15 protein-coding genes are annotated in these 11,061 nt (G+C 70.9%); 7 read left to right on the top strand and 8 right to left on the bottom strand.

From position 1 onward, the window contains the following. Positions 1 to 8 precede the first annotated feature (8 nt). The 3 genes from QM517_RS14170 to dapA all read right to left on the bottom strand — a co-directional run bounded on the left by QM517_RS14170 (position 9) and on the right by dapA (position 3,304). Positions 9 to 500 (bottom strand): GNAT family N-acetyltransferase, encoded by a 492-nt coding sequence (locus tag QM517_RS14170; protein WP_077050173.1) that lies wholly within the window; start codon positions 498 to 500, stop codon positions 9 to 11. Between the two features lie 72 nt (positions 501 to 572). Beyond that, positions 573 to 2,249 carry a ribonuclease J gene (locus tag QM517_RS14165; protein WP_283288234.1) on the bottom strand — a complete coding sequence of 559 codons (1,677 nt, stop codon included), beginning with the start codon at positions 2,247 to 2,249 and terminating at the stop codon, positions 573 to 575. A gap of 77 nt (positions 2,250 to 2,326) precedes the next feature. Beyond that, a complete protein-coding gene (dapA, locus tag QM517_RS14160) occupies positions 2,327 to 3,304 on the bottom strand; it encodes a 4-hydroxy-tetrahydrodipicolinate synthase (protein ID WP_077050175.1) in 978 nt (325 codons plus the stop codon). Between the two features lie 111 nt (positions 3,305 to 3,415). Between dapA and QM517_RS14155 the strand changes: the two genes are divergently transcribed. Beyond that, positions 3,416 to 3,952 carry an NUDIX domain-containing protein gene (locus QM517_RS14155; protein WP_077050176.1) on the top strand — a complete coding sequence of 179 codons (537 nt, stop codon included), beginning with the start codon at positions 3,416 to 3,418 and terminating at the stop codon, positions 3,950 to 3,952. A 1-nt stretch (position 3,953) separates the two neighbouring features. On the opposite strand, the gene QM517_RS14150 is transcribed toward QM517_RS14155, so the two are convergent. From QM517_RS14150 to QM517_RS14140, 3 genes are read right to left on the bottom strand one after another with little or no spacing between them, the layout of a single operon-like run. After that, positions 3,954 to 4,709 carry an SDR family NAD(P)-dependent oxidoreductase gene (locus QM517_RS14150; RefSeq protein WP_283288230.1) on the bottom strand — a complete coding sequence of 252 codons (756 nt, stop codon included), beginning with the start codon at positions 4,707 to 4,709 and terminating at the stop codon, positions 3,954 to 3,956. Beyond that, entirely contained in the window at positions 4,706 to 5,209 is a 504-nt protein-coding gene (locus tag QM517_RS14145) for a dihydrofolate reductase (RefSeq protein ID WP_283288228.1), read from the bottom strand. Before QM517_RS14145 ends, QM517_RS14150 begins: the two co-directional genes overlap by 4 nt. Further along, positions 5,206 to 6,015, bottom strand: a complete 810-nt coding sequence (locus QM517_RS14140; RefSeq protein ID WP_283288226.1) for a thymidylate synthase — start codon at positions 6,013 to 6,015, stop codon at positions 5,206 to 5,208. Before QM517_RS14140 ends, QM517_RS14145 begins: the two co-directional genes overlap by 4 nt. Positions 6,016 to 6,180: 165 nt before the next feature. Between QM517_RS14140 and QM517_RS14135 the strand changes: the two genes are divergently transcribed. From QM517_RS14135 to QM517_RS14120, 4 genes are all read left to right on the top strand, one after another. Continuing rightward, positions 6,181 to 6,618, top strand: coding sequence for a TlpA family protein disulfide reductase (locus QM517_RS14135; protein WP_076490839.1), 438 nt, complete (start codon positions 6,181 to 6,183; stop codon positions 6,616 to 6,618). Then, positions 6,611 to 7,117 carry a DUF4395 domain-containing protein gene (locus QM517_RS14130; protein WP_283288221.1) on the top strand — a complete coding sequence of 169 codons (507 nt, stop codon included), beginning with the start codon at positions 6,611 to 6,613 and terminating at the stop codon, positions 7,115 to 7,117. The genes QM517_RS14135 and QM517_RS14130 overlap by 8 nt, the downstream gene beginning before the upstream one ends. A 105-nt stretch (positions 7,118 to 7,222) precedes the next feature. Next, positions 7,223 to 7,648 (top strand): OsmC family peroxiredoxin, encoded by a 426-nt coding sequence (locus tag QM517_RS14125; RefSeq protein WP_077050180.1) that lies wholly within the window; start codon positions 7,223 to 7,225, stop codon positions 7,646 to 7,648. Then, positions 7,641 to 8,555 carry a TIGR01777 family oxidoreductase gene (locus QM517_RS14120; RefSeq protein ID WP_283288219.1) on the top strand — a complete coding sequence of 305 codons (915 nt, stop codon included), beginning with the start codon at positions 7,641 to 7,643 and terminating at the stop codon, positions 8,553 to 8,555. Before QM517_RS14125 ends, QM517_RS14120 begins: the two co-directional genes overlap by 8 nt. A gap of 36 nt (positions 8,556 to 8,591) precedes the next feature. On the opposite strand, the gene QM517_RS14115 is transcribed toward QM517_RS14120, so the two are convergent. Together QM517_RS14115 and dapB are read right to left on the bottom strand one after the other, a co-directional pair. Continuing rightward, positions 8,592 to 9,044, bottom strand: coding sequence for a hypothetical protein (locus QM517_RS14115; RefSeq protein ID WP_077050182.1), 453 nt, complete (start codon positions 9,042 to 9,044; stop codon positions 8,592 to 8,594). Then, positions 9,041 to 9,853 carry a 4-hydroxy-tetrahydrodipicolinate reductase gene (gene dapB, locus QM517_RS14110; protein ID WP_077050183.1) on the bottom strand — a complete coding sequence of 271 codons (813 nt, stop codon included), beginning with the start codon at positions 9,851 to 9,853 and terminating at the stop codon, positions 9,041 to 9,043. Before dapB ends, QM517_RS14115 begins: the two co-directional genes overlap by 4 nt. An 83-nt stretch (positions 9,854 to 9,936) precedes the next feature. Here dapB and QM517_RS14105 point away from each other — a divergent pair, with 83 nt between their 5' ends. Together QM517_RS14105 and QM517_RS14100 are read left to right on the top strand one after the other, a co-directional pair. Then, positions 9,937 to 10,407 carry a GNAT family N-acetyltransferase gene (locus tag QM517_RS14105; RefSeq protein WP_283288218.1) on the top strand — a complete coding sequence of 157 codons (471 nt, stop codon included), beginning with the start codon at positions 9,937 to 9,939 and terminating at the stop codon, positions 10,405 to 10,407. A 112-nt stretch (positions 10,408 to 10,519) separates the two neighbouring features. After that, positions 10,520 to 11,047, top strand: a complete 528-nt coding sequence (locus QM517_RS14100) for a hypothetical protein (RefSeq protein ID WP_283288217.1) — start codon at positions 10,520 to 10,522, stop codon at positions 11,045 to 11,047. The last annotated feature ends 14 nt before the right edge of the window (positions 11,048 to 11,061 follow it).

The following is an 11,061-nucleotide window of genomic DNA, read 5'->3' as shown; positions in this document are numbered from 1 at the left end:
ACCGCGGTTCAGCGCAGCGTCTTCACCATGACGTCGCGTCCCTGCCCCGCTCGGGTGACCGCGAAGCCCTCGGTGCGGTAGAACGTGCGGGCGAAATTGTCGCGCTCCACGCTCAGACTGATGCGCGAATAGCCCTGATCCCGGGCGTGGGCGACGAGACGCTGCAGGAGAGCCCGTCCGACTCCGTGGGCCCGCCACACCGGACGCACGCCGATGATGAGCTCGGGGACGCCGGTGCCGACCCAGCCGAAGCCGGGCTCGCTGCGCGGCAGCATGCGGTACCAGGCCGCGCCGATCGCCTCGCCCGCGGGCGATTCGGCCACGAAACCCGCGTCGCCCGGTCGCTGCCACCCCGCGACGTACCGCTGATGGTCGGGGCTGCTGAGCACCTCATGACGCGGTCGGACGCTGCCGGCGCGCCAGTTCGCGGCTTCCACGGTCATGTCGGCGAGGAACGCGCCGTCGGACGGGAGAGCCGCGCGGATCGGGATGGCGGGCATGCCCGCATGATACCGATCCGCGCGGCGCGTCCGTGGGTCCGCTCCCCCGGCGGAGGGAGAGCGGGCCCGGGGTCATGCCTCGATGACGAGGGGCACGATCATGGGGCGTCGACGCAGCGACTGGTTCACCCAGCGACCGATCGTGCGACGCACCACCTGCGACAGCGCATGCGTGTCGCGCACGCCCGACTGGGCGGCCTCGGCCAGAGCGGCGGCGATCTTCGGCTTGACGCTCTCGAACACCGCGGCATCCTCCGCGAACCCGCGGGCATGCACCTCGGGACCGGAGATGATCTTGCCGGTCTGGCGGTCGACGACCACGATCACCGAGATGAACCCCTCCTCGCCCAGGATGCGGCGGTCCTTCAGGTCGGCATCCGTGATCTCGCCCACCGACGAGCCGTCGACGTAGACGAAACCGATGTCCAGCTGACCCACCACCTCGGCGCGGCCGTCGCGGAGATCGACCACCGTGCCGTTCTCGCCCAGGATGGTCCGGTCGGCGGGGATCCCCGTCTCCTGCGCCAGCTTCGCGTTGGCCATCAGGTGACGGAACTCGCCGTGGACGGGCAGCACGTTCTTGGGCTTCAGGATGTTGTAGCAGTAGAGCAGCTCGCCCGCCGCCGCGTGACCCGAGACGTGCACCTTCGCGTTGCCCTTGTGCACGACGGTCGCGCCGAGCTTCGTGAGCCCGTCGATGACGCGGTAGACGGCGTTCTCGTTCCCGGGGATGAGGCTGGATGCCAGGATCACGGTGTCGCCCTCGCCGGGCTCGATCGCGTGGTCGAGGTTCGCCATGCGGCTGAGCACGGCCATCGGCTCGCCCTGCGAACCCGTCGACATGTAGACGATCTTGTCGTCGGGCAGGTCGCGCGCCTTCTTGTAGTCGATCAGCACGCCGTCCGGGACGTTCAGATAGCCGAGGTCGGCGGCGATGCCCATGTTGCGCACCATGCTGCGCCCGAGGAGCGCGACCCGGCGGCCGTTGGCGTGCGCGGCGTCCAGAACCTGCTGCACCCGGTGCACGTGGCTCGAGAAGCTCGCCACGACGACGCGACGGGGGGCGCGGGCGATCACCTGGTCCAGGACCGGGCCGATCGCGCGCTCGGTCGGCGTGAAGCCGGGGACGTCGGCGTTCGTCGAGTCGACGAGGAAGAGGTCGACGCCCTCCTCGCCCAGGCGCGCGAACGCCCGGAGGTCGGTGATCCGACCGTCGAGCGGCAGCTGATCCATCTTGAAGTCGCCGGTGGCCAGCACGAGACCGGCGGGCGTGCGGATCGCCACGGCCAAGGCATCCGGGATCGAGTGGTTCACCGCGACGAACTCGAGGTCGAAGGGACCCACCTGCTCGCGCTGCCCCTCCTTCACCGTGAGCGTGTGCGGCCGGATCCGGTGCTCCTTGAGCTTCGCCTCGATGAGGGCGAGCGTCAGGCCGGACCCGATGAGGGGGATGTCGTTCTTGAGCTTCAGGAGGTACGGGACGGCCCCGATGTGGTCCTCGTGCCCGTGGGTCAGCACGACGCCGACGATGTCGTCGAGGCGGTGCCGGATCGGCTCGAAGTCCGGCAGGATCAGGTCGACGCCCGGCTGGTGCTCCTCGGGGAACAGCACGCCGCAGTCGACGATGAGGAGCTTCCCCTCGAACTCGAACACGGTCATGTTGCGACCGACCTCGCCGAGGCCGCCGAGCGGGACCACACGCAGGGTTCCCGGAGCGAGAGTGGGGGGATCGTAAACGGTCGTGGGCATATGGTGCCTCCTCGGACGCCGCCCTGCGGCATCCCTTCGTGTGGCGTCCCTGGCCGCGGTTCGGCGGACGCCGATGCTTATCTCGTGGTGCCGTGCACCTTGGGCAGGGCACCGCCGGCCGCGGCGTTGCGGTCGGGACGGAAGTTGGAGAAGTCGGCGCCGGGCACGTCGCGGACCAGCGCGAGCTCGTCCTCGATCGTCGCGGCCTCCCACTCCTCCGGACCCACCAGGGGCAGGCGGACGCGGGGGCTGCCGATGCGGCCGAGGCCGTGGAGGATGTACTTCGCCGCGACCGTTCCCGGCACGTGCGTCATCACCGCGCGGACGAGCGGTTCGAGGCGCTTGTGCTCGGCGGTGGCCGTGGCGAGGTCGCCGCGGTTCACGGCATCCACGATCGTCCGATACGGGGCGGCGGCGATGTTGGCGGTCACACCGATGAGTCCCGAGGCTCCGATCGACAGGTGCGGCAGGACGTTGGCGTCGTCGCCGGAGAAGTACAGGAGGTCGGTCTGGTTCAGCACGCGGCTGACCTCGCTGAAGTCGCCCTTGGCGTCCTTCACGGCGAGGATGTTCGGGTGCTTCGCGAGACGCAGGATCGTCTCGTACTTGATCTCGACGCCCGTGCGACCGGGGATGTCGTAGAGGATCACCGGGAGGTCCGTCGCATCGGCGACGAGCCGGAAGTGGGTCAGGATGCCGGCCTGGGTGGGCTTGTTGTAGTACGGCGTGACGATCATGATGCCGTCGGCGCCGGCCTTCTCGCTGGCCTTGTACAGCTCGATCGCGTGCGCGGTCTCGTTCGAGCCGCCGCCGGTGATGATCTTCGCGCGACCGGCCGCCACGTCTTTGCCGACCTCGACGAGGCGGAGCTTCTCCGGGTCGGTGAGCGTCGACGTCTCGCCGGTGGTGCCCGTGACGACGACGCCGTCCGCGCCGGCGCTCACGACGTCGTCGATGTGCTTCTCGACCGCGGGCCAATCGACCTCGCCGTCGGCCGTCATCGGGGTGACGAGCGCGACGAGCACCTGACCGAAGGGGTTGCCGGAGTGCGTCATGCTCTCAGGTTATCGGTTCGATCCGCTCTCCCCCCGGTCCTGCGGCCCCGGTGGATGAACATCGTCCGACGCGGGTCGGGTCGGGGCGCGAGGTCGTCCTAGGCTGACCGCATGGCCTGGACGACCCGCTCCACCCGCACCGTGTACGAGAACCGCTGGATCCGGGTGCGGGAGGACGAGGTCACGGGCCCGGACGGCGAGGGGATCTACGGCGTCGTCCGGATGCAGCAGCCCGCGGTCTTCGTCGTCGCCCTGGACGAGGACGATCGCGTCTGCCTCGTCGAGCTCGAGAGGTACACGACGGGCCGATCCCTGGAGGTCCCCGCCGGCGGCAGCGACGGCGAGGACCCGCTCGTCGCCGCCCAGCGGGAGCTGCTCGAGGAGACCGGTGTGACGGCCGCGACCTGGGAGCATCTGGGGCGCATGAACGCTCTCAACGGCATCGCCGAGGCGCCCGAACACGTCTACCTCGCGCGGGATCTCCGCATCGCGGATGCCACGTCCACGCAGCGCGAGGAGGGCATCGAGGCCGTGCGGTGGGTGCCCTTCGCGGAGGTGCTGGGCCTCATCGCCGACGGCGGGATCACGGACGGGGAGACGATCGCGGCGCTGGCCTTCGCCGGCATCCGTTCGGGTCGGTTCCGCTGAGTCAGCGGCCCCGCGACGCCGCACCCACGACCACACCGTCGGGGAGCAGGCGGGACACGGCGACGATCGCCCTGTAGCGCAGCGACGGGATGGACACCGAGCGGCCGCGGGCGGCGTCGCGCAGCCCCTCGCGCACGACGGTGCCGGCGTCGAGCCACATCCCGGCCGGGACCCCCTCCTGCCCGGGCGGGAGTCCGAGGCGCTCGTGGAAGTTGGTGTGCACGAATCCCGGGCACACCGCCGTGACGGTCACTCCCCGCGGACCGTAGACCACGTTCGCCCAGCGGCTGAACGAGATCAGCCACCCCTTCACGGCGCCGTAAGTGCCGCGTGGAACGAATCCGGCCACCGAGGCGACGTTGATGATCCTGCCGCCGCCACGCTCGAGCATCGCGGGCAGAGCCGCGTGCGTGAGACGCATCGCGACCTCGACGTGCAACCGGAGGTGCCGCACCTCGTCGGCGATGTCGTTCTCCTCGAACGCCAGGTCGAGACCGAATCCGGCGTTGTTGACGAGGACGTCGACGCCGACGGCGAGACGCGCTTCGACCGCCGCGCGGTCGTCGTCGTCGGGAAGATCGGCGGGAAGGATCTCGACCCGGCTCCGGGAGACCGCGCTGATGCCGTCGGCCACCGCGGCGAGCGCCTCGCGGTCGCGCGCGACGAGGACGACGTCCGCGCCGTGGACGGCGAGCTGACGCGCGAACTCGGCGCCGAGGCCGGAGCTGGCGCCGGTGATGAGCGCGGTGCGTGTCATGGGCGGTCCGCCGGGACGTAGGTCTCGAAGCGATACCGGATGCCGGTGCGCGAGACGTGCCAGCCGTCGTCGGGGTCGGCGGAGGTTCGGGCCCATCCGGAAAGAGGCGGGGCGAACGTGTCGCCGTCGACCTCCAGATCGAGCTGCGTGACCTCGAGGGCGTCCGCCTTCCCGATGGCCTCGGCGTACAGTTGTCCGCCGCCGATCACCCACACCTCGGGTGTCGTGGACAGCGCGCGCGCGGCATCCAGGGAATCCGCTCGCTCGGCACCCTCGTCCGCCCAGTCGACCGAGCGCGAGACGACGATGTTCCGGCGACCAGGAAGGGGACGGAATCGCGGCGGGAGCGACTCCCACGTGCGGCGCCCCATGATGACGTCGGACTCCCCCGTCACGGCGCGAAAGTGGGCCAGGTCTTCCGGCACGTGCCAGGGCATCTCACCCGCGGCGCCGATGACGCCGCCGTGCGCCTGCGCCCAGACGAGCCCGAGCCTGCTCATACCGCGACGGCCGCCCGGATCGCGGGGTGGTGCCGGTAGTCCTCGACCACGATGTCGTCGTACGCGTAGTCGAAGATCGAGTCGGGCTTCCGGGCGAACCGGAGCGTCGGGTAGGGGTACGGATCACGCGAGAGCTGTTCCTGCACCTGCTCACGGTGGTTGTCGTAGACGTGGCAGTCGCCGCCGGTCCAGACGAACTCGCCCGGCTCCAATCCCGTCTGCTGGGCGATCATGAGCGTGAGCAGCGCGTACGAGGCGATGTTGAACGGAACACCCAGGAACATGTCCGCGCTGCGCTGATACAGCTGGCAGGAGAGCTTGCCGTCGGCGACGTAGAACTGGAACAGCGCGTGGCACGGGGCGAGCGCCATGTCGGGGATGTCGGCGGGGTTCCACGCCGACACGATCAGGCGACGCGAGTCGGGGTCGCGACGGATCTGCTCGATCACCTGCGAGATCTGATCGATCTCGCCGCCGTCGGCGGTCGGCCACGATCGCCACTGGACGCCGTAGACGGGGCCGAGCTCGCCGGCGGCATCCGCCCACTCGTCCCAGATGGTCACGCCGTTGTCCTGCAGCCACCCGACGTTCGACTCGCCGCGCAGGAACCACAGCAGTTCGTAGACGATCGACTTCATGTGGACGCGCTTGGTGGTCACGAGAGGGAACCCCTGAGCGAGGTCGAATCGGATCTGTCGACCGAACACGCTCGTGGTGCCGGTGCCGGTGCGATCGGACTTGTGCACGCCCGAGGCGAGGACGTCGCGCAGGAGATCTTCGTAGGGCGTGGGGATGTCGGCGGTCACGGCCCTCACGATACCGGGGTCCTCCGACACCCGCGCGGAGCGCGCGGGCGCTCCGTCGTCGGAGAACCGCGTTGTCTGAGGGACCGCTGGGGAAACGCCGGGCGGGAGCGTCATTCGGGGACTCATCGGCCCGCGTCGTCCTCGCGCGCGTTAGCGTTATCGGTCGTGGACCTGACTCTTGCTCTCCTCGTGATCGCCGCGCTCGTCGTGGTCGCCGTGGGCGCCGGCGTCGTCTTCCGCCGCACGCAGGGCCGTGCTCGCACCGTGGACTCCGCCGAGATCGTCGACCCGCGCCGCCTCGGCGCCGACGGACTGGGCGAGGAGGCGACGCTGCTGCAGTTCAGCACCGAGATGTGCGCGCGCTGCCCGGGCGTCCACCGCATGCTGTCCGACATCGCCGACGACCGCGAGGGCGTACGCCACCTCGACGTCGACCTGACGCATCGTCCCGACATCGCCCAGCACTTCCGCGTGCTGCAGACCCCCACCACGCTCGTCCTCGACCGCCACGGTGCGATCCGCACCCGTTTCGGCGGTACCCCTGGCCGCGCCGTCGTCGAGCTCGAACTGAGCCGCCTGCAAGAGGAGTCCGCCCGTGCCTGAGGTCCAGCGCATCGATGTCCGAGGACCGCGGTTCGCGGCATCCATCACCACCGTCCTGCTCCTGATCGCGACCTTCCTGTCGTTGATCGGCGTCGCCACCGGCGACCTCGCCGCCGCAACGCTGTCGGCGCGCCTCCTCGACCCGGGCTTCCTCCTGGTCCTCGTGATCGCCCTCCTCTTCGTGTGGGGGGTCGCGTCGCCGCGCACCGCCCCGTGGGGCGTCCTGTTCCGGCGGGTGGTGCAGCCGCGCCTGGCCCCGCCGACCGAGTTCGAAGACCCGCGCCCGCCGCGCTTCGCGCAGGGTGTCGGCCTGCTCGTCACGGCCGTGGGCCTTCTCCTGCACGTCGCGGGCGTGCCGTGGGCGCTCCCGATCGCCGCGGCGATGGCCTTCGTCGCCGCGTTCTTGAACGCCGTCTTCGGGCTGTGCCTCGGATGCCAGCTGTACCTCCTCCTCCAGCGTGCGGGCCTCATCGGTCGGCGTCGCCCCTCCGCCGCCTGAGCGCCGTCTAGGCGGGGGCTGTCAAGACCTCCGACGCGTCGGAGGCCGTGGCTAGGCTGACTTTCGCCGCAGCCGCTTCGGGTTGCGCGGAACACGGAGGTTCGAATGTCCGTCACGAGCGAAGCCACCACCGCCTGGAAGGGCAGCCTGTTCGAGGGATCGGGCGAGGTCACCTTCACGTCGTCGGGGATCGGCACGTTCGACGTGAACTGGAAGGCCCGTAGCGAGGGCTCCAGCTCGGTCACCACCCCCGAAGAGCTGCTGGCCGGTGCGCACTCGTCGTGCTTCAGCATGGCGCTCTCCAACGCCCTCGCCGAGAACGGCACCCCGCCCGAATCGATCGACGCGACCGCGTCGGTCACCTTTAAGCCGGGCACCGGGATCACCGGCAGCCACCTGAACGTCAACGCCGTCGTCCCGGGCCTGGATGCCGCGACGTTCGAGAAGATCGCGAACGACGCCAAGGCGAACTGCCCGGTCTCGCAGGCGCTCGCGGGCATCGACATCACCCTCGAGGCCACGCTTGCCTGAGTCCCCGGCTCGACGCGTCGTCCTCGCCGGCGCGTCGGGCCTCATCGGCTCGGCACTGGCCGAGGCGCTACGCGCCGATGGCGTGGAGGTGACGTCACTCGTCCGGCATCCCGCATCCGGCCCGCACGAGGTGCAGTGGCTGCAGGATGCCACCCCGCTCGATCCGAGCGTGCTCGCCGGCGCCGACGCGGTGGTGTGCCTGAACGGCGCCTCGATCGGGCGATTCCCGTGGACGCCGTCGTACAAGAGCCGACTGCTGTGGTCGCGGATCACCCCGACCCGCACGCTCGCCACCGCGATCCGGGCACTCGGCGACGACGCTCCGGCGCTCGTGAACGCCTCGGCGACCGGGTACTACGGATCGCAGCCGGGAGCGGTGCTCACGGAGTCGTCGCGACGCGGTGAAGGATTCCTCGTCGACATCTGCGACGAGTGGGAGAACGCGGCCCGCGGTGCGGGACCGCGCGCCCGTGTCGCCCTGCTGCGCACGGCTCCGGTCGTGCACGAACGCGGCGTCCTCAAGCCGCTGCTCCTGCTCACGAAGCTCGGCGCCGCCGGGCCGATCGGTCGCGGCACCCAGGTGTGGCCGTGGATCACGCTGGAAGACGAGGTGCGCGCCATCCGGCACGTCATCGACTCCGACCTCGAAGGACCGGTGAACCTCACCGGGCCGACGCGGGCGACGGCGAACGACCTCGGGTTCGCCCTGGCCCGACGCATGAACCGCCCGTACGTGCTCCGCGCCCCCGTGTGGGCGATGAAGCTCGCGCTCGGCCGGGACGCGACGGAGGCCCTGCTCACCTCGGATGCCGATGTGCGCCCCGCCGTGCTCGAGGACGCGGGCTTCACGTTCCTGCACCGCACCGTCGAGGACGCCGTCGCGTCCGCCGTTCCCGCCGCTCGCTGACGCCGACGGCCGCGCCTCCGGGCGTCGGCCGTCGCGTCAGGCGACGCGTCGGTCGGCCGCCTCGAGGGCGATGGCCCGGCGCACCGCCTCGCGCGCCCGACGCCGGTCGCCGGACGCGTCGTACGCGAGACCGAGCCGGTACCACGCCCGCCAATCCGCCGGATGCGCCTCCACGTCGGCACGATAGTCGGGGAAGAGTGCGTCGGCGTCGGCGCGCGTCGCCCGCCCGCTCGGGCGCACCTCGAGCTCCTCGTCCGGCAGGGCACCCTCGGCATCCAGGATCTCGCCGAGCTTCTGGGCACGCACACCGAACCAGAGTTCCCGGCCGATCGCCCACAGCGCGATGATCGGCAGCACGATCAGGGCCACGCCCATCGCGATTCCCACGCCCTCGCCGCTGCCGAGCAGCACGAGGGCGCGCTGGCCCGCGAGAACGACGTACAGCAGGAGGAGCACCGTCATGATCGCGACGGCGATGCGCGTCCTCATGCGCTGGTGACGCCCGCGACCTGACCGGAGACGTCTCCGTCGGCGATCGGCGCCTCCGCACGGGCGGGACGCGTACGTACGCCGATGTCGATGAAGCTGTCGAGCCCGACGACCACCCCGCGCGCCTCGCGCGCAGCGGCCATCGCGATGCGGATGCCGGGAGCGTAGGCCGTGGCCGGGTCGATGGTGTCGTGGACGATCGTGAGCGACTCTCCCGCGCCCGAGAGCACGGTCTCCTGGCGGGCGACGACACCGGGGCGTCGCAACGAATGGATCGGCACGGAGGCGACCTGCTGGCCCCGCGCGCGCTGGTCCACGTGGGGCGAGTGCACGGGACCGACCTTCTCGCGGGCCGCGGCGATGAGCTCGGCCGTCCGGACGGCGGTGCCGCTGGGCGAATCCACCTTCGTCTCGCGGTGCGCCTCGACGATCTCGATCGACGGGAAGAAGGGGGCCGCCGCGGCGGCGAGGGCGCTGCCGACCACGGAGCCGAGCGAGAAGTTGGGGATGAACACGGCGCCGGTGCCGCTGGCATCCACCAGGGGGCGCACCAGGGCGATGCGCTCGTTCGACCATCCCGATGTGCCCACGAGGACGTTGATCCCCCGCTCGATGGCCGCGCGCACCACGTCGATCGACACCGCGGGAGTCGATGCGTCGATGACCAGGTCGGCGCCGTCGAGTTCGGCGAGGTCGGATCGCGACCCGAGGACGGCGGCGACCTCGTACCCCTCTTCGGCCTCGACGACCTCGCGGATCACTCCGCCGAGCTTCCCGGTTCCGCCCACGATGGCAACGCGTGTGGTCATGCTGCCAGCCTAGGTGTCGGCGCGCCCCGCGGGCGGGGCCCGGGGAGGGACGCGCCGGTTCGACCCTCGCCTAGCATCGGAACGTGGTCTCGATTCGCCTCTCCCCCGTCGACGCCCCCGACGCGCACGCGCTGCTCGAGGAGTACTTCACGCTGCGCGCCTCGATCTTCCCCGGCGGCGGGTACCGCACCGTCTTCCCGTCGCCCGCGACGTTCGTCGAACCGGCCGGCGTCTTCGTCGTGCTGGACGACGACGAGGGTCGCCCGGCCGGATGCGGGGGCATCCGCCGCATCGACGACGGGCCGAACGGTCCGCGCGACGAGGTCAAGCACCTGTTCGTCCGCGACATCGGTCGCGGACGCGGGTGGGGGCGCCTGATCCTCGAGGACCTCGAACGCCGAGCCCGCGAGCGCGGCGCCGCAGAGCTCGTCCTCGACACCCACCACACGCTCGACGCGGCGGGCGGCCTGTACGCGCGTTCGGGTTTCCAGGCGATCCCCGCGTACAACGACAACGCGAACGCGACGCGGTGGTGCGGCAAGGCTCTCGACTGATCCGACGGCTTGACGCTGGTCGAGCAACCCCGCCGTTCGAAGTGAGAGGTGCCCACCCGTGCGCCCCGTAGTCGTACAGGTCCGCTGCGTCGGCATCTGAGACACTCGCACCATGGACCCCCAGAGCGCGGCACAGCAGCGGATCGTCCTCGCGGCGGCCTACTGGCGGATCGGGCTCGTCGATGGAGCTGACGCACTGGGGACGGCCGCGACCGAAGCGCTGACGGCGGGGCTCGACGGCGACGCCGTCGTGGCGCTGGCGTCGATATACCGCGATGTCGACACGTTCCGCCTCGAGAGACTGCTCGACGCGATCGGGACGGAGCTCGGGATGTCGGAGGCCCTCGCGGAGGATCCCCGGGTCGTCGTCGCACGTGACCTGTGCGGACGAGTGCTCGCAGGAGAGATGAACGAGCGCAAACTCACCAGCTGGGTCCACGGAAGTTTCGGTCACGACCAGGAACGGCCGGCATTGGCCGGTCTCGCCGTCCTGGATGACTTGTTCGACGATGTCGAGGTCGGTTCCCGAGCAGCGGATCGTATCGCGCGCGATGTCCGGAAGGCAGCCCTCCGGGTGCTCCGAGAGATACCGCCCTCCTCCCCCGCAACCGCGCGAGAATTCGGCGACGCCGGCCGATGACCCGCCGCTCGCTC

This window comes from Microbacterium sp. IEGM 1404, from assembly GCF_030056775.1.
In the GTDB taxonomy this organism is placed as follows: domain Bacteria; phylum Actinomycetota; class Actinomycetes; order Actinomycetales; family Microbacteriaceae; genus Microbacterium.
Note: the sequence above shows the minus strand (reverse complement) of the source record. Positions and strands in the feature narration are given on the sequence as shown.

Coding starts and splice junctions, on each gene's coding strand:
- QM517_RS14150 (WP_283288230.1), bottom strand. CDS start 4,709: ATGACACGCACCGCGCTCATCACCGGCGCCAGCTCCGGCCTCGGCGCC.
- QM517_RS14165 (WP_283288234.1), bottom strand. CDS start 2,249: ATGCCCACGACCGTTTACGATCCCCCCACTCTCGCTCCGGGAACCCTG.
- QM517_RS14100 (WP_283288217.1), top strand. CDS start 10,520: ATGGACCCCCAGAGCGCGGCACAGCAGCGGATCGTCCTCGCGGCGGCC.
- QM517_RS14170 (WP_077050173.1), bottom strand. CDS start 500: ATGCCCGCCATCCCGATCCGCGCGGCTCTCCCGTCCGACGGCGCGTTC.
- QM517_RS14125 (WP_077050180.1), top strand. CDS start 7,223: ATGTCCGTCACGAGCGAAGCCACCACCGCCTGGAAGGGCAGCCTGTTC.
- dapA (WP_077050175.1), bottom strand. CDS start 3,304: ATGACGCACTCCGGCAACCCCTTCGGTCAGGTGCTCGTCGCGCTCGTC.
- dapB (WP_077050183.1), bottom strand. CDS start 9,853: ATGACCACACGCGTTGCCATCGTGGGCGGAACCGGGAAGCTCGGCGGA.
- QM517_RS14115 (WP_077050182.1), bottom strand. CDS start 9,044: ATGAGGACGCGCATCGCCGTCGCGATCATGACGGTGCTCCTCCTGCTG.
- QM517_RS14155 (WP_077050176.1), top strand. CDS start 3,416: ATGGCCTGGACGACCCGCTCCACCCGCACCGTGTACGAGAACCGCTGG.
- QM517_RS14145 (WP_283288228.1), bottom strand. CDS start 5,209: ATGAGCAGGCTCGGGCTCGTCTGGGCGCAGGCGCACGGCGGCGTCATC.